Raw genomic sequence first — 16534 nt, 5'->3', positions numbered from 1 at the left:
TTTGTTTATTTCGCTTTACGGCCAAAGACCGGTGGTTGGGTGTATTGGTCGATAAAGGGCGTGGCGATATTCATGATGATTACTGCAAACGCCACACCATCCGGATAAGCCCCAAATACACGAATCATATAGGTCAGCACACCTGCCAGAGCAGCAAAGATAAGCCTGCCGCGTGACGTGGTAGGTGCTGTAACCGGATCACTCACAATAAAAAATGCACCCAGAATGGCCGCGCCACTAAAAAGGTGAAACCACGGCGGGCTGTAATGAGCCGGGTCCAGGCCATAAAACAGCGAGGCGGTCAGCATAAAAGCGCCAAGAAAGCCCACAGGAATTTGCCAGGGGATCAGCTTAGAGCAGAGCAGATAAATGCCCCCCAGTAAAAAACCCGCCGCAGCCCATTCGCTGCCGACCCCTGCTACCGCACCAAAAATAGGCAGCTGAAAAATATCGCTTAAAGCATGCTGCTGTAGCAATGCCGTCTTAACCGTATCCAGCGGCGTAGCTGAAGCCATGGTGTCAAAAACTTCTGGTAGCTGGCCGCTAAAAATAGTGATGATCTGCGCCAGGCTATCCAGATGCGGCATATCCAGCGGCAAAGGTGCTGCCCAGCGCGACATCTGCGCGGGGAAAGACACAATCATCACAGCAAAACCCACCATAGCCGGATTAAACGGATTCTGCCCCAGCCCGCCATAGAGATGCTTGGCCAGGCAAATGGCAATTAAAGTAGCCAGCACCACCATCCACCACGGCGCAAGCGGGGGCATAGATAAAGCCAGCAAAACCGCTGTTACCACGGCCGAGCCATCGCTGATGAAAGGTTTAACCGGATAATTACGCAGCTTTAAACAAGCCGCCTCCGCCAGCAAGGCGGCACCCAGCGCCAGCGCAATTTGCACCCACACTCCCACGCCAAAAGCCCAGGTCAGCGCAAAAATCCCCGGCAACAAAGCCGCCGCCACTTTGAGCATAACGACTTGCAGCGGTGTCGGTTTAATAAAAAAGGGCGATGTGTTCATTTGATTCCAAAAAAGTAAAAACTGAGATACACCAGAAAAACCTAAAATCTGCAGACACGGAGAAATCATAAAAGGCAGAGCACAAGAAATACGCGTCGCTCTGCCTCTCACCGCGCGGGCAGGTTAAAGCTGTGCCCTGTACGCATCAAGTCAGATTTTCGGCATAAATCGGTCACCTATTTGCCAGCATCCAATCACCCTAGGGTGGGTGAAACCCGCCGTTTTCCGGCACTTGCCGCGAAATCATTCCAATCATTCATCTTTCGCCGCCTTGGCGGCTTTTGCCGCCATTGCCGCATCAATTCGCGCCTGGCGCTCTGCAGCCAGTGCGGCTTTTTCCTCCGGGCTCATGGCAGCAAGACGGGCTTTTTCTGCGTCTCTTTTGGCCATCGAGGCCCGAATTTTGGCGGCTTTTTCTTCATCCAGTGAAGGCACCGGCACTTCAACGGGCCCAACACTTTCTGCTTTTCTTAATGCTGCAGCCTCTTTAGCCCCGGCGATTTCTGCTTGCTTGACCGCTTCCCATTCAGCGCGTTCTTCCGGGCTCATGGCCGCAACGCGTGCTCTTTCTTCACGGCGTTTATCCAGAATTTCTTTAGTACGGTCGCTTTTATCCAGGCTGCTGGCAGGCAGAGTTTGCGATGGAGCCATTGGCAGCTCTTCGCTGCGCACTATGGGCACAGCAGCCTCTGCCTCGGCTTTTTTAGCAGCAGCTCTGGCCATTGCGGCGGCAATTTTGGCTTTTTTCTCGGCGGCTAATTGCGCAGCTTGATCGGTGTCGCTCGCAGCAACGCCCGTATCACTGGCAGGCGATTCGCTTGCCGCTGCAGATTTAGCCATCGCGGCCTTAATTTTGGCGGCACGGATGGCGTCTTCCGGATCATCTGACGCCACTGCCTGTGCGAGTTTTTGCGACGCTTTGGCGGCCAGGCGTTCGGCTTTTTCCTGTTTCTCGCGCTCGGCCCTGAATTCTCTGAACTCAAAACGCTCGCGTGCTAAATCGGCAGCGTGCTTAGTTTTTTCAGCAGCCCAGATTTCAGATTTAGCAAAGCGGTAGTAATCCACCAGGCGGATATTACTGGGGCAAACATAGGCGCAAGCACCGCATTCGATACAATCAAACAGATTGCGCTCCTGCGCTTTACCAAAGTTTTTGCTTTTGGCAAACCAGAATAAATCCATGGGTTGCAATTCGGCAGGGCAAGCGGTCGCACATTTGCTGCAACGAATACACGGCATTTCACGCGGTGGGTCGGGGAAATCGGCAGGCGTTTTGGCGATCACACAATTGCCTGCCTTGCTCAACCCCACCTCTAAGGATGGCAGCTCAAAGCCCATCATCGGGCCGCCATAGATATAGCCGGAGCTGCCTTTATCCCCCGCCTCTTTTAAGAGCTCTGTCAGCGGTGTGCCAATCAGCGCCTCATAATTCCCTGGGCGCTCTACATTGCCGGTAATCGTTACCACGCGACGAATCACTGGCTCGGCATGGGCCAGCGCGCAATAAATACTATGAATGGTGGCCACATTAAAGCATTGCACACCCAGATCTGTGGAGCGCACGCCGCCGGGCACTTCGATATTACACAGCAATTTAATCAGCTGCTTTGCGCCACCTGATGGGTAAAGCGTGGGTACTTGCACCACTTCAATGGCGGCAACAGCCTGGCAGCAGCTGGCTTTAATTGCAGCCCGCAAGGTGATAATGGCTTCGGGTTTATTGTCTTCAATACCAATCAACACCTGCTTCGCATTAAGTAAAGACTGCACCATTAATATGCCAGCGATGATTTCGGCGGCGCGCTCCCGCATCAGCCTGTCGTCACAAGTAATATAAGGCTCGCACTCTGCGCCATTAATAATCAGCGTATCAAGCGGGGTTTTACTACTTAACTTCAGGTGCGATGGAAACACTGCGCCGCCCAAGCCCACCACACCCATATCGCGCAAATAAGTACGCACCGCATTAGGCTCTGCATTACGCCAGTCAAATACCGGGCGCTCCAGCCACTGATCTTTGCCATCAGGAATCAGCACAATGCAGACATCGCTCAAACCCGAAGGATGAGCAATCGGATATAAATCAATGGATTCAATGCACCCGGAAGTTGGCGCATGCAAGGCGGCCGAAATCATGCCGTCCGCCGCCGCAATCAGCTGGCCCTTTGCCACCTCGTCCCCGACTTTAACCAGGGGTTTAGCAGCGCTGCCTATGCTTTGCTGCAGCGGCAGAATCAGCCGCGCCGGTAAGGGCGCTGTTCTGATCGGATAATGGCTCGATTCAGCTTTATGCTCGGGCGGATGCACACCGCCGTGGAAAGTGATAATTTTCCTGTTCATAAGCAACCCGGATATTGCATAAATTTGCACGATGATCGCGTAGAAATGACAGAAAACAAATAAGAACAAGGAGCCATTTATGAAATATCCGAGTGTAACTTGATGGGAATAACCGGATAGCGCCAACGCCAGTTATTCACCGTGGTGCCAAGTGGAACAATATCAATGCAATCAACCGGGCAAGGTGCTACGCATAGCTCGCAACCTGTGCATTCAGCCGCAATTACGGTATGTAAATGCTTGGCTGCGCCCACAATGGCATCGACCGGGCAGGCCTGAATACAAAGCGTACAGCCGATGCAGACAGCTTCATCTATCAGCGCCACAGACTTGGGTTTTTCTGCACCATTTTCTGCATTAAGCGGCTTGAATTCTTTGCCCAGCAAATCGGCCAGCTTACGAATGCCGTCTTCACCGCCCGGCGGGCAGCAATTGATATCGGCTTCTTCATTGGCAATTGCCGTGGCATAGGGTTTACAGCCAGGAAAACCACACTGGCCACACTGGGTTTGCGGCAAGATGGCATCGATCTTATCCACCAGCGGGTCTTCGTCCACCTTGAACTTGATTGCAGCAAAACCCAGCACCGCACCCAGCACTAAGGCAAGAACAGCCATTAACAAAATGGCCAGTAAAAAAGACATAGTTTTCCTAATTTAAAAACGCAGACCTTGAAAAAAAGATCTGTAGACACAAAGAACGGGAAGTTAAACATCTGCACACAGAAGAAAACCAAAAAAACGCTTTTCTCTGTGTTCTCTGTGTCTACAGAACTCATTCTTAAGGTTCTTAAAATTACCGCACCAAGCCGGCAAAGCCCATAAACGCCAGGCTCATCAGCCCTGCGGTAATAAATGCCACTGGCGTGCCTTTAAAAAACTCAGGAATATCTGCCCCCTCCAGCCTTTCGCGCATGGCGGCAAACAGGATCAGCACCAGACTAAACCCCACGGCCGAGCCAAAACCAAACAGCAGCGACTCCAGAAAATTGTATTTTTGCGCCGAGCTAATCAAAGGCACGCCCAATACTGCACAATTGGTGGTAATCAGGGGCAGATAGATTCCCAGCGCCTGATACAGCACAGGGCTGGCCTTATGAATAAACATTTCGGTAAATTGTACAATTGCGGCAATCACCACAATAAAAGCCAGCGTGCGCAGGTATTCCAGCTGCCAGAAGATCAATATCTGATCAATCATCCACGATGTACCTGAAGCCAGTGTCAACACAAAAGCCGTAGCAAGGCCCATGCCGATGGATGCTTCCAGCTTTTTAGACACGCCCATAAACGGGCATAGCCCCAGAATGCGCACCAGCACCGCGTTGTTAACCAGCACCGCGCCCAAAAGCAGCAGTAAATAGTGTTGCAAATCCATGGTTTTAAATCCCCCCGCAGTGCGGCGATAGCTGCGGCTTATACCGCCCTACGGTTTTTATTCACAAGGCCGCGATGGCCTCAACGCAATCACTTACCATTTGCGGGCCTTCGTAAATCAGGCCGCTATACACCTGCACCAGGCTCGCACCCGCACGGACTTTCTCTGTTGCGTGCTCGCCTTTGAAAATCCCGCCCACGCCAATAATAGGCAAGGCACCATCTAAAGCCTCGGCCAGATCGCGAATCACTCTGGTCGATTTAGCCCTGACCGGCGCGCCCGACAAGCCCCCGCTTCCTGGCCGTGCTTTAAATGCTCGACACCAACCCGGGATAAGGTGGTGTTGCTGGCAATCACCGCATCAATACCACTTGCCACCAGGCGCTCGGCGATATCCTGTATCTGGTTGCTGTCTAAATCGGGCGCTATTTTGAGGGCAAGTGGCACATAGCGGCCATGACGATCAGCAAGTTCTGTCTGCTTTTGTTTTAAAGCGCCCAGCAAACGTCCTAATTCATCTGCACCTTGCAGCTGGCGCAAATTTTTTGTATTCGGGCTGGAAATATTAACCGTAACGTAGCTGGCGTGTTCGTACACCTTGTCCAGGCAAATCAGATAATCATCAGCCGCACTCTCGATCGGGGTATCAAAGTTTTTACCAATATTGATCCCCAGAATACCTTGATAATGACTGTTTTTAACGTTCTCGATCAGCTTATCCACGCCATCATTATTAAAACCCATACGGTTAATAATGCCCTCGGCTTCCGGTAGGCGAAACAAACGTGGCTTGGGATTACCCGGCTGCGGGCGCGGTGTGATGGTACCTATTTCTAAAAACCCAAAACCCAGCTCGGCCATGGCATCAATATGCTCACCATTTTTATCCAGGCCAGCGGCCAGGCCAACAGGATTCGGAAAATCCAGTCCCATCACCGAAACAGGGTATTCAGGTACAGCAGGCGTGAATGTGCGCAAAAAACCCAGACTATGCAAGGCATGTAAGCCGGTAAACGCCGCAGCGTGGGCTTTTTCGGCATCAAGCAAAAAAAGAAAAGGTTTAGCGAGCTGATAAGGCATGAGGCTGGAAATCCGGCAATTGATAAGTAAAGCAGCGCCAAATGCGCTGCCTGGTTCCCCTTTTCCAATATGGCATCAAGAAAAGAGTTATGTAGGTGAGACTAAACGCTCAATCCGCCCGGTTTACGCAAGCATCAAAAGTGTTTTGCATCAGAGTCGCCACAGTCATCAGGCCCACTCCGCCCGGCACCGGCGTAATCCACGCGGCTTTTTCTTTGGCCACATCGAATTCAACATCGCCGCACAGCTTGCCGTTTTGCAAGCGATTAATGCCAACATCGATCACAATTGCGCCAGCCTTAATCCAGTCACCCTTTACAAAATGAGGAATACCCACACCAGCCACCACAATATCTGCACCACGCACCTTGTTTTCCAGATCCCGCGTTTTGCTATGGCAAATTGTGACAGTAGCGCGTGCCAGTAAAAGCTCCAAAGCCTGCGGGCGGCCCACAATATTGGATGCACCCACAATAACAGCATCTTTACCCGCAATATCAATGCCGGTGCGCTCTAATAAAGTCATCACACCGCGTGGAGTACAAGGGCGAAGCAAAGGCATTTTTAAAGCAAGGCGACCAATATTGTAAGGATGAAAACCATCGACATCTTTTACCGGATCAATCAGCTCGATCACTTTTTCGGCATTGATATGCTTTGGCAAAGGCAGCTGCACCAGAATACCGTCGATTTCATCATCCTGATTAAACCTGGCAACCAGAGCCAGCAAATCTGCCTCAGATGTGTCTGCAGGCAAATCGATATCAATAGAGCGAATACCTGCATTAGCACACTGACGCTTTTTATTACCTACATAAACCTGGGAAGCAGGATCGCTTCCAAGCAAAATGACGGCAAGAGCAGGAGCACGCAAGCCACTAGCCACACGGGCATCTACTTTGGCACGAACATCACTAACAATTTCGGCCGAAATGATTTTTCCGTCGAGAATCTGGGCTGTCATGGGTAAAACTCCTGCTGTTTACTATCGCAAAAAACGCATTTTCTCATGCAAAAGCTTCTAACCCAAACATTTCCTGCATATTTTTCAAAGCAGGCAATGCAGCAGCAGCCAAGAAATATTAAAAAATTCAGCTCCTATTTAAAACATTTTTCACAATAAAAATCACCATAGAAAACAAAGAGTAGCGGAAGAACACCCCCTGTTTACGCGTGTTTTTCACTATTTGATCAAAAAAAAGATCACGCAGATGCTTGACGCAAAAAAAACACCACAGTATATTGCGTCCTCTGTTCGGGGCGTAGCGCAGCCCGGTAGCGCATCTGCTTTGGGAGCAGAGGGTCGTGAGTTCGAATCCCACCGCCCCGACCAGAACTTATCCTTAGTTGATAAGTTGTTTTAAGGTAAGACCTTATCCCCCAGATAAGAAATTTTATAGAACGGTTGTACAGTGTGCCCGTAGCTCAACTGGATAGAGCAACGGCCTTCTAAGCCGTAGGTTACAGGTTCGATTCCTGTCGGGTGCGCCAAGTGTGTGATCGACTATAAAAACGAACCAGATTTTAGTTTTAGACTTGTAGTATTTTAAGTCTTAAACGCACCGCTCAGCGGTGGCTGTAGCTCAGTTGGTAGAGTCCAGGATTGTGATTCCTGTTGTCGTGGGTTCGAGCCCCATCAGCCACCCCAGTAAGAAAAGCAAAAAGCCCATCTGCAAGATTGGGCTTTTTGCTTTTCTGCTTCCGTGTACCCCATTTGTAACCCGACTTCAGCTATTCACTTATTCTCCCTTCCTTAAAGTCGCGCATAAATTTGTTGCCAACTCCCTGGGTAATCCCCCCACAAAACCAGCTCATTTTTAAGTAGAATTTTCTCGCAGTCTTTGAGACGTTCTACATGAAAACTGTGGGCAATTTATATTGCCAGATTATGGTGATTTTAAAGCAAGCCTAGGTCGGCTCGACCATTTCTGATCTGTGCCGTGAGCACTGCATGAGCTCTGCCTCTTTCTACAAGTGGTGCGCTAAGTTTGGCGGCATGGACGTTTCCATGATGACGCGCATGAAAGAGCTGGATGACGAAAGCAAGCGTCTTAAAATTTAACGCCGTTTTCTATGGTTGCGCCTAAACGTTGCCTCTGTTTTTGTATCTGATTTTTTATTGGCTAAATCCAACAATTTCAAGCAGCTAAACCGTGCTTCCTTCTTAGCCTGCAGCAGAAAAAATATGACGCCAGCGTAAGTAACCATACATTCTATAAGGCTCTTGCCCGGTATAAAGGAGCCGAACGCGGCGGCCTGTTCTGTACTCTTCAATTATTTTATTATTCTCTGCTATTTTTTCATTATTCCGCCCGATCAGATCTTGTGTATCTGACGTCGAAACACCTGCCCGCCGCTGTGCTTCAGGGTTTGCCTGCAGGTAATCATTGATTTGCCTTGTCTGCTGATTGTCTCGCTGAAGTTTTGTTATTTCTACTTTTGCCTCGTCTGCTGCATCTCCTCCTAGGGTCTGTTGACGTTTCAAGCTAAAGTCATGCAATGACGGATGCAAACCCGCAGAATTCAGGTTCCTACACCATTTCCCCTACAGGTTTGCGATGCCCCGATTAATGCTCAGTAACGAGCTTTGGTCGAAGCTAGAAAAGATTCTGCTTCAACACACCATTTACAACAAGCCTGATTTACGAATTACCGTCGAAGGAATGTTTTACCGCATGCGCGTTGGCTGCCCGTGGCGGGATTTACCCAGCGCCTTTGGTGAATGGAATTCAGTCTATAAACGCTTTAATGCTTGGTCTGTAGCTGGGAAATGGCTCAATATTTTCAAAGCCTTACTGATCGACCCCGATTTTGAATGGGTATTCATTGATGGTAGCTATGCCAAGGCGCATCAACACAGCGCCGGGGCGGCCAGCGATCAATCTGAAGCGATTGGCAAAAGCCGTGCAGGGAACACCAGCAAAATTCATTTGGCGGTAGATGCTTATGGTTTGCCGATTGCCTTCGAAATTACCGGAGGCGAGATTAATGATTGTACTGCCGCCCCAGAGCTGATTGCCCAACTGCCTTCAGCCGAAGTGATCATCGCAGATAAGGGGTACGATAGTGAGTACCTTCGAGGACTGATTTCTGCGCAGGGTGCGCGATCAGTGATTCCCAGAAAACGTAATTCAATCAAAGGGAATGTGGATCTAGATCGTGGGCTGTATTGCTATCGACATTTGGTCGAGAATGCTTTTGCGCGATTGAAGCATTACCGCGCAGTGGCATTCCGATATGACAAGTTGAAGCGAAATTATGAAAGTGTCATAGCCATGGCGTGCGCATTTTTATGGCTACCGATGTGAAACGTCAACAGACCCTAGTGGTTTAAACCATGCTCTGGAATCATGCATCAGCGTTTCAAAGAAAGGCACGCAGGCTTCCGGGCAGTTGCCTGCCCACAATGCCTTTATTCCCCCGTCCCACTCTTTTTGCTTGTCTTTCATCACATCAATAACAGATTTACGAGCCAGTAAACTCAAACTAGCGAATATCATTGAAACAGGGATGCTGCTTGGATTGGGCTTTATTTTTCCCAGTATGTTTTCAATCACTGGATCATCTGAGTTTAAATATTTAACTGATGATTGATTCTGTAAAAAATCTAGTTCCTGCCTGAGCTGCTGATCCGTTACTTTAAAATCTACAATATCTTGTGCCTTAGAGGCGGCAGTCGATGTATTCAGGCTCTCTTGCTCATGAGCATGTCCCAGAATGGAGCGACGCCATTGCAAAAAATAGCCATAGTGCTGATGTATTATTTTTAACAAGGGCATTGAAGGCTGACGCTCAACAGGCCACATCGGATCCATTACGGCCGGGCTGGCTTTACTCACCAAAACTGTGAGCTGGCTTGTAGCGTTTACATAATCATTAAATTTCTGAATGGTTTGGCCGTCAGTTTTAAAATTGCTCTCTCTAAAGCCCTTCCAGTCGCTTGGGTAAGTCATCGGTACACCCGCCATGAGTGCCTCGCGGTACATTTGGGCCAGCGCAATTTGTGAAATTTTTTTCTGATCTCCCTCGCTTCCTTTACCGCTCGCCCGCCCTTGATCTCCCGGTAAATATCCCCCTCCGACATCAGAGTGCACTCCGGGATAAACAACCTCTTTTAGGTTGCTGCCATTTCCCACCGAGTCCAGCGGAAACGAAGCCCTTACTTCATGCGCAGCAACTAAATGCACGCAACGCTTAATATTGGGAGAAACGCTTAAATTCTGTTCGGTGGCCCATGCATAATGGCCATCAGCTCCCGGTGTAGCTCTGGCAATCCCTACCGATGCTACCGTGTCAAATATACCCAAAAAATCGATACTCAGTGCTATCCCGCCAACCCCGCCACCATAGGCATTTAACAGCCAGTTGCAAAATGTACGGGCTTCTGCCGCTCCTCGTGAAAATCCAAATACTGAAACCCTGACCCGACGTAATGTAGGTTGATTGGCCAGCCTTATTTTGATTTTTTCGTGCAATGCCTGGCTGCGTTTAGCCAGCACCGTCGCCCGGCTAAAATCTGCTCTTGGGTTCGGTATTTCAGACCACTGATCCGGCGTTGACTGATAAGGGCGTATTTTAAGCGTGGGTGGCAGCGGTTTTTGCGCCCCATACCAGTGATCCATCATTTTTTGCGCTAGCTTGCCATCGTCTTCAAGTGGGTCGGTTAGGTTTTCTTTCAGTAAGGCGGCAGCAATATGGTTGCTTACTTGCAGCAGAGCCCAGCATATTCTGACTTCCGCATGCATGGCAGCGGCCAGTCCGCCTGTTTTATCCATATCTTCACCGCTATCCCCCAGCTTTTTAAACGGCGTACCAACGCCGGGAATATAGGTTTTACGATACAAAAACGGATCTATTCCTCGCCCTTTCAGATAAGGCTCATCCGGTTTGACTACGCTACCGCCTGATAAGGTCAGTTGCGACATTGTGCCCTTGCCCGGATAAGCCTCGTATAAACGGGCTACATTGCTGTGACAGTATTCAGGCGTATCCCGATATTTATTGTTGTTGGTGCCATCGAAAAAAAAGCCAAGAAAGATGTCTTCTTCGCAGGTGAGGCAGGATGGGATGTCTAAGTTCTTAAATTGAATTAGCCGTTCTTTATTAAGCAACGCTAACGAGTCTTGGCGACAAAGTTCACTAAAACGAGCAGACATTGTTAATCCTCATACTCAAATGAACACATTTTCTTATTTGAAACATTCCATTTCTCTAGGCATTCTTTTTGCATTAATAAGCATGAATTTTTGTTATTTTTTATTTCTTCATCAAGCTCAGGCTTAGAAAGGCTATTCATCTTCCAAAAATTTAATTCAGATTTTCGGCCTTTTTCATTACATGTTTCTCTCATATTATTTGCTTTCCAGTCTGGAGTTCCCCACCCATACTTCGGCAATGACTGCATACAAAATTTCTTAGTATTTTTTTGTAGACATGCTTCCAGCGGAGGCTCTTTTATTTTCCCTGGCCAATCCGGGTGTGAGGGCTCTACGTGTGAGGCAATCACTTCCAGTTGATGCTCAGGGTAAAACACCAGATACACGTCGCCTGGCTTTTGATAGCGGGGTAATTCCAGTGCCTGCCGGTAAATTTCAGGGCGAATTTCCTTATCTGCCTCCTGCCACTCCACCTTGATTTTGATTCCTGGCCGCCAGACTTTAGGCAGATTGACGCAGCAGCTTTTGGCACCGCCTGCTGCTAACGGCACAACAATCCCCCCGGCGATCGCTTCTGTTGAGCCGCCGCCAGATACATCAAATGCCGTGTATTTAATTTCTAAATCGGCGTTGTAATTCACCTCATCTACTGAGACAGACACACTATCAGCCGGCACTTTACTGGCGGCGGCTACCGCTTCTTCATCCGATGAAATTTCTTTCTGGCAGGCAAACAATAAAGGCACAAACAATACGCATAGATATTTTTTAAACACGGCTATTTCCTTTGCACTGCATCACTCATTTTGAACATTGGTCTTGTGTAGCCATACAGTCATTGCTTACCTTGGCATAGGCTAACGACGCTTATGCAGGAAGTCGTGTCTGTTAATTCATCCCAGCAAAAGCTGCTCATCCCATGCCACACCATCGCCTCGCTGAAGGAAAAAAAAGCGCTGATCCTGTTTAAAAGCAGTGGCGAAAGGGGTAAGAAGATCAAAAGTAATTATAAATCCAAGGGTTTAGAGGTAACCCTTTATATTACATGAACCTTTTTTTGTGCTGTATTAGGTCTTCAGATGATGGTTTGTAAATTAAATCATGTAGTAAAAGGTAGCCGTACAATTTTTAGCAAAGCAATTGCCGCGTAGCACCTTCTACTAACAAAAACTGACGCTAGCGGTGAGCGATAAGTATCAGAATGTCAAAACGCAGCTTAAAGCACTATTTGCTGAGCATAAAGGGCGCTATGGTTATCGGCGGATCATGCTGGCGCTGAGAAAAGAAGGCCAATGGCTGAATCACAAAACGGTTCAGCGTTTAACGCAAGAGCTGGGCTTGAAGTCGTGCGTTCGGCCTAAAAAGTACCGTTCATACAAGGGTGAATGCGGCAAAATCGCGCCAAATATATTGCAATAACAATTTAGTGCGGATAAGCCGGATCAGAAGTGGGTGACAGATGTGACCGAATTTAATGAGCGGGGAGAAAAGCTTTATCTGTCGCCGGTGCTGGATTTGTACAATGGGGAATCATTGCCTTTAAAATGGCGCGTCGACCAGTATTTGCACTGGTTGCTCGGATGCTGCAAAAGGCGATCGCTAAGCTGGGGATGGATGAAAATCCACTCTTGCATCCAGACCAGGGCTGGCAATATCAAATGGCAAAGTATCATCAGCAATTAGCAGAAAAAGGCATGGTGCAAAGCATGTCAAGAATTCACTCGTCTTGAACAACTAGAGCAAAGCATCGCGGATTATATGCATTACTATAACCACAACCGAATCAAGCAGAAATTAAAAGGGCTGAGTCCTGTGCAATACAGAACTCAGCCCTTGGCCAGTTGATTTTTACCCTGTCTAACTTAAGGGCTCAGTTCATAAGGCTGGGCTTTTGCTGCAAATCAGGCAGAGATTAGCCTAAATTCTTGCGGCGGCGGGCCGCTCCCAGTAATCCAATCAACCCCATGCCCATCAGCGCGTACGTTTCTGGCTCTGGCACCGGAGTCACCGTATCTACTCCGCTTAGATGTACACTCCAGTTTTTGCCCATATTGAGGGCATTTGCTGGCTGGCTCCAGTCTTCCAGGCGAATCGGTGCTTCACGATCGTACTTAAAACCACTGCCAAGCACTGTGCCAAGCGCAAAATTATTAAAAGTTGCAATCGTAAACAGGTATTCACCAGCACTCAGGCTTGCAAATTGCAAGCCTGAATCAAAACGGGTTTGCCCGGCTGCAATGCTGGAATCGTCATCATTCTGGCCGATTAAATTCCACTCCTGACCTGATTTTTTCCATACGGCAGTGATCGGATCAAAGTTCACACCAGCACGAAATGAATCAGTCCAGACTTTTACGGCTGTATTACTTTGATTTAAGGTAAACCCAAGCTTCACAATATCTTTATGGGTATTGATGCTGCCGCTAAAATCAAATACGGCCGCCTGTGAAGCGGAAGAGACAAATAAAACTGCAAGCGTAAGTTTTTTTAACATTGCAAATGGCTCCAATTATTATTACAAAGTCAGAAAGCTAACACAAAAACACCAGTAATATACAAGCATCGCCATCATGATTTATTAATATAAGTATTTCAGTGTAAATTTAATAAGGGCTGTTTATGTCTATGTGAAATGTGTTTTCACATTTTAAAAACAATAAAAAATTTTTTTTTGAAAAAAATGACTCTTTAGGCCTTATTTTAGAGTCATCATTTATTCACAAAGTAAAATGAAACATCACAGATTTTTGTTGCAAATAAACACACCGGTTTTAAAAAACAGATAGCAGAACTAGCTAGCATTCCAACTTTGCATGGCATAACATCAGCCCCATTTAAAGACTCGGGTTTCTTACTATGAAGCCACTCTCCGGCCTTATCAGTTTATTTATTTCTGTATCGCTCTGGGCTGCCCCGCCTAAGCTGCCTTTTTATCAGCTCAATGCCACACAATTGGCAGTAGTAGTAAATCGTAATGATCCACTCTCTGCCGAAATTGCCCGTTATTACGCTCAAAAGCATGATTTAAAAGCCGAGCAGATTTTTGAAATTAGCCTGCCCATTGATCGCAGCTGGGTCAGTGAAGGTGAATTTGCAGTAGCTAAGGCTGAGCTGGATGCGGCACTGCCCGTGCATATTCAGGCACTGGCGCTCGCCTGGACCAAACCCTATCGGGTAAATTGCCTTGGAATGACCTATGTGTTTACGCTGGGGTATAAAGAGGGGCTGTGTCAAAATAGTGGCAAACCTACACCCGCCTCACCTTACTTTAACCACACCAGCACCCAGCCTTTTAACGATTTAGCCATTCGCCCCAGCATGATGCTGGCGGCCAATAATCTGACCGAGGCTAAAAAGCTGATTGATCGTGGTGCAGAGGCCTGGGGGAGTTTTCCACGGGGCACGGCTTATTATTTAACGACAAGCGATGCAACACGCAGCGCCAGAGCGCCCTTGTTCCCTAAAAACCAAACCCTGCAACACCCCCCAGTCAGAATAGAAAATCTGGCCAGCGATGCCCTCAGTAATAAGAAAGATGTGCTGCTTTATCAAACAGGGCTAACGAAGGTAGATAAGCTGGAAACCCTGCAGTTTTTGCCCGGGGCGCTGGCTGATCACCTGACTTCCTATGGTGGCATGCTAACCGACAGCAGCCAGATGAGCAGCTTAAAATGGCTGGAAGCCGGTGCAACGGCCAGCTACGGCACGGTAAGCGAGCCGTATTCTTATCCGCAAAAATTCCCTCACCCGCAGGTTTTGCTTTACCACTATCTGGCTGGAGCCACGGCAGTAGAAGCCTATTGGAAAAGTGTGGAATGGCCTGCTCAGGGCGTATTTATTGGCGACCCGCTGGCGGCGCCGTTTCGCAGCCTTAGCCCTCGCAAGCAGTAAATCCCCACGGTAACACCATACCACTCACCCAAATCTTGAAAACACAGAGAAAAACACAAACAAGGTTTTCTCCGTAAAACTCCGTACTCTCGATGTCCATGTGGTTTCAAGAATAGGTTTTGCATGGAGGCGGCGCTTCCGCTGAGGTGTATTCGTTTACAACGCCATGCAAAGTCAAAAGCCTTATAATTGGGTAGCGATTCTTTGAGGCTCTATCTATATGCATACCTTTTACTGGCACGATTACGAAACCTTTGGCATCAACCCGCGCCGTGATCGCCCTTCGCAGTTTGCCGGCATTCGCACCGATGCAGAGCTAAATGAAATCGGCAAGCCACTGAATATTTTCTGTAAACCCGCCCCCGACTACCTGCCCGACCCGGAAGCCTGCCTGCTGACCGGCATTACGCCACAGCATTGCTTAGAAAATGGCATGGATGAATTTGAATTTGCCGCCCGTATTGAAGCGGAGCTGGCCACGCCCGAAACCGTGTCTTTGGGCTACAACACCATTCGTTTTGACGATGAAGTCACACGCTTTATGTTCTGGCGTAATCTGATCGAGCCTTACTCGCGTGAATGGCAAAATGATTGCAGCCGCTGGGATTTACTCGATGTGGTACGCACCACCTACGCGCTGCGCCCCGAAGGCATAGTCTGGCCCACACACGACGATGGCCGCCCATCCTTCAAACTGGAGCACCTCACCCAGGCCAACGGCATCAGCCACGAAGCAGCTCACGATGCGCTGTCGGATGTCCGTGCCACCATTGCGCTGGCGCGGCTGATCAGAGATAAACAACCTAAGCTATTCGATTTTTGCTTTTCACTACGCAAAAAAGACAAAGTACTGGAGCAAATCGGCCTGCCTAACAGCAAGCCTTTTCTGCATATCAGCGGCATGTTTTCTGCCGAGCGCGGCTGCATTGCGCTAGTCTGGCCTCTCGCCATGCATCCCAGCAATAAAAACGAAGTCATCGTATGGGATTTAGCTTTTGATCCGAGTGAGATTTTCACTTTGGATGCCGAAACCATACGCCTGCGCATGTTCAGCAAAACGGCTGATTTACCGGATGGTGTCACCCGCCTGCCGATTAAAAGCATTCATATTAATAAGTCCCCGATTGTGATCGGTAATCTCAAAACCTTAAGCAGCGAGCGGGCCACCCACTGGAATATCGATGTAGAGCAGGCCTTAGCCCACTCCCAAATCGCCGAAAGCGCTCCCGATATGAGTGCAATCTGGCAGCAGGTATTTACCAGCGAGCATGCCCAAGCCGATGTGGATGAAGATTTATATGGCGGCTTTATTGGCAATAACGATAAACGCCTACTGGCCAAACTCCGCCACTTTAGCCCCGAAGAGCTGGCAAAAGAGCGGGTGAGTTTTGAAGACCGCCGCCTTGAAGAAGTGTTTTTCCGCTACCGCGCCAGAAACTTCCCTCTCAGCCTGAGCCCTGCCGAACTACGCCGCTGGGAGCAGCATCGTGCGGCCAGATTATTTGACGGTGCCAGCGGAGCACGAACCTTAGAAGCCTTTGGCGATGCGATTGATACGCTATCGGAAAACGTCAATGAGCAGCAGGCTGATATTCTTTCTGCTCTGTTTGATTACGCCGAAAGCATTATGCCGGATGAGGAGTAAATATCTAAAATCGAAAAGTTAAG

General features: G+C 48.6%; 12 protein-coding genes, 3 tRNA genes and 3 pseudogenes. 8 read left to right on the top strand and 10 right to left on the bottom strand.

The window, feature by feature from the left end:
• Window positions 1-5 precede the first annotated feature (5 nt).
• From EJO50_RS15685 to folD, 6 genes and pseudogenes are all read right to left on the bottom strand, one after another.
• Complete coding sequence (locus EJO50_RS15685; RefSeq protein ID WP_125975721.1) at window positions 6-1022, bottom strand: RnfABCDGE type electron transport complex subunit D; 1017 nt, start codon at window positions 1020-1022, stop codon at window positions 6-8.
• Between the two features lie 252 nt (window positions 1023-1274).
• Complete coding sequence (rsxC, locus tag EJO50_RS15680) at window positions 1275-3362, bottom strand: electron transport complex subunit RsxC (RefSeq protein WP_125975719.1); 2088 nt, start codon at window positions 3360-3362, stop codon at window positions 1275-1277.
• Between the two features lie 77 nt (window positions 3363-3439).
• Window positions 3440-4006 carry an electron transport complex subunit RsxB gene (gene rsxB / locus EJO50_RS15675; RefSeq protein ID WP_125975717.1) on the bottom strand — a complete coding sequence of 189 codons (567 nt, stop codon included), beginning with the start codon at window positions 4004-4006 and terminating at the stop codon, window positions 3440-3442.
• Between the two features lie 151 nt (window positions 4007-4157).
• Window positions 4158-4739 (bottom strand): electron transport complex subunit RsxA, encoded by a 582-nt coding sequence (rsxA, locus tag EJO50_RS15670; RefSeq protein ID WP_206434410.1) that lies wholly within the window; start codon window positions 4737-4739, stop codon window positions 4158-4160.
• Window positions 4740-4800: 61 nt separating this feature from the next.
• Window positions 4801-5819: pseudogene (locus tag EJO50_RS15665) on the bottom strand (quinone-dependent dihydroorotate dehydrogenase).
• A 109-nt stretch (window positions 5820-5928) separates the two neighbouring features.
• On the bottom strand, window positions 5929-6783 hold the full coding sequence (folD, locus tag EJO50_RS15660; protein ID WP_125975715.1) for a bifunctional methylenetetrahydrofolate dehydrogenase/methenyltetrahydrofolate cyclohydrolase FolD: 855 nt from the start codon (window positions 6781-6783) through the stop codon (window positions 5929-5931).
• A gap of 292 nt (window positions 6784-7075) precedes the next feature.
• Between folD and EJO50_RS15655 the strand changes: the two genes are divergently transcribed.
• The 4 genes and pseudogenes from EJO50_RS15655 to EJO50_RS17575 all read left to right on the top strand — a co-directional run.
• Window positions 7076-7152 (top strand) — tRNA-Pro (locus tag EJO50_RS15655).
• A gap of 81 nt (window positions 7153-7233) precedes the next feature.
• Window positions 7234-7310: transfer RNA gene (locus tag EJO50_RS15650), tRNA-Arg, on the top strand.
• A gap of 81 nt (window positions 7311-7391) precedes the next feature.
• Window positions 7392-7467, top strand: a tRNA-His gene (locus tag EJO50_RS15645).
• A 207-nt stretch (window positions 7468-7674) separates the two neighbouring features.
• A pseudogene (locus EJO50_RS17575) lies at window positions 7675-7875 on the top strand (transposase); the annotation flags it as partial.
• 108 nt (window positions 7876-7983) lie between these two features.
• Here the strand turns inward: EJO50_RS17575 and EJO50_RS15635 are convergent.
• Window positions 7984-8319: a hypothetical protein gene (locus tag EJO50_RS15635; RefSeq protein ID WP_164521531.1), complete on the bottom strand. Its 336-nt coding sequence runs from the start codon at window positions 8317-8319 to the stop codon at window positions 7984-7986.
• Between the two features lie 58 nt (window positions 8320-8377).
• Here EJO50_RS15635 and EJO50_RS15630 point away from each other — a divergent pair, with 58 nt between their 5' ends.
• Entirely contained in the window at window positions 8378-9127 is a 750-nt protein-coding gene (locus EJO50_RS15630; RefSeq protein WP_125971449.1) for an IS5 family transposase, read from the top strand.
• On the opposite strand, the gene EJO50_RS15625 is transcribed toward EJO50_RS15630, so the two are convergent.
• Window positions 9116-10975 carry a T6SS phospholipase effector Tle1-like catalytic domain-containing protein gene (locus EJO50_RS15625; protein WP_125975709.1) on the bottom strand — a complete coding sequence of 620 codons (1860 nt, stop codon included), beginning with the start codon at window positions 10973-10975 and terminating at the stop codon, window positions 9116-9118. The genes EJO50_RS15630 and EJO50_RS15625 overlap by 12 nt on opposite strands.
• 2 nt (window positions 10976-10977) lie before the next feature.
• Entirely contained in the window at window positions 10978-11751 is a 774-nt protein-coding gene (locus EJO50_RS15620; RefSeq protein WP_164521530.1) for a DUF3304 domain-containing protein, read from the bottom strand.
• Window positions 11752-12112: 361 nt separating this feature from the next.
• Here EJO50_RS15620 and EJO50_RS17570 point away from each other — a divergent pair.
• Window positions 12113-12820: pseudogene (locus tag EJO50_RS17570) on the top strand (IS3 family transposase); the annotation flags it as partial.
• A gap of 67 nt (window positions 12821-12887) precedes the next feature.
• Here EJO50_RS17570 and EJO50_RS17565 read toward each other — a convergent pair.
• Window positions 12888-13469, bottom strand: coding sequence for a DVUA0089 family protein (locus EJO50_RS17565; RefSeq protein WP_125975701.1), 582 nt, complete (start codon window positions 13467-13469; stop codon window positions 12888-12890).
• A gap of 362 nt (window positions 13470-13831) precedes the next feature.
• On the opposite strand from EJO50_RS17565, the gene EJO50_RS15595 reads away from it, so the two are divergent.
• Both EJO50_RS15595 and sbcB read left to right on the top strand, forming a co-directional pair.
• The gene (locus EJO50_RS15595) at window positions 13832-14866 is read left to right on the top strand and encodes a TIGR03790 family protein (RefSeq protein ID WP_125975699.1); all 1035 of its coding nucleotides are present in this window, start codon (window positions 13832-13834) and stop codon (window positions 14864-14866) included.
• Between the two features lie 220 nt (window positions 14867-15086).
• On the top strand, window positions 15087-16511 hold the full coding sequence (sbcB, locus tag EJO50_RS15590; RefSeq protein WP_125975697.1) for an exodeoxyribonuclease I: 1425 nt from the start codon (window positions 15087-15089) through the stop codon (window positions 16509-16511).
• Window positions 16512-16534: the final 23 nt, after the last annotated feature.

Origin of the sequence: Iodobacter ciconiae (assembly GCF_003952345.1) — a bacterium.
Taxonomy (GTDB): domain Bacteria; phylum Pseudomonadota; class Gammaproteobacteria; order Burkholderiales; family Chitinibacteraceae; genus Iodobacter; species Iodobacter ciconiae.
The sequence above is the reverse complement of the archived record's forward strand: the minus strand, read 5'-3'. Positions and strand labels throughout refer to the sequence as shown.

Coding starts and splice junctions, on each gene's coding strand:
- EJO50_RS15685 (WP_125975721.1), bottom strand. CDS start 1,022: ATGAACACATCGCCCTTTTTTATTAAACCGACACCGCTGCAAGTCGTT.
- rsxC (WP_125975719.1), bottom strand. CDS start 3,362: ATGAACAGGAAAATTATCACTTTCCACGGCGGTGTGCATCCGCCCGAG.
- rsxB (WP_125975717.1), bottom strand. CDS start 4,006: ATGTCTTTTTTACTGGCCATTTTGTTAATGGCTGTTCTTGCCTTAGTG.
- rsxA (WP_206434410.1), bottom strand. CDS start 4,739: ATGGATTTGCAACACTATTTACTGCTGCTTTTGGGCGCGGTGCTGGTT.
- folD (WP_125975715.1), bottom strand. CDS start 6,783: ATGACAGCCCAGATTCTCGACGGAAAAATCATTTCGGCCGAAATTGTT.
- EJO50_RS15630 (WP_125971449.1), top strand. CDS start 8,378: ATGCCCCGATTAATGCTCAGTAACGAGCTTTGGTCGAAGCTAGAAAAG.
- EJO50_RS15625 (WP_125975709.1), bottom strand. CDS start 10,975: ATGTCTGCTCGTTTTAGTGAACTTTGTCGCCAAGACTCGTTAGCGTTG.
- EJO50_RS17565 (WP_125975701.1), bottom strand. CDS start 13,469: ATGTTAAAAAAACTTACGCTTGCAGTTTTATTTGTCTCTTCCGCTTCA.
- EJO50_RS15595 (WP_125975699.1), top strand. CDS start 13,832: ATGAAGCCACTCTCCGGCCTTATCAGTTTATTTATTTCTGTATCGCTC.
- sbcB (WP_125975697.1), top strand. CDS start 15,087: ATGCATACCTTTTACTGGCACGATTACGAAACCTTTGGCATCAACCCG.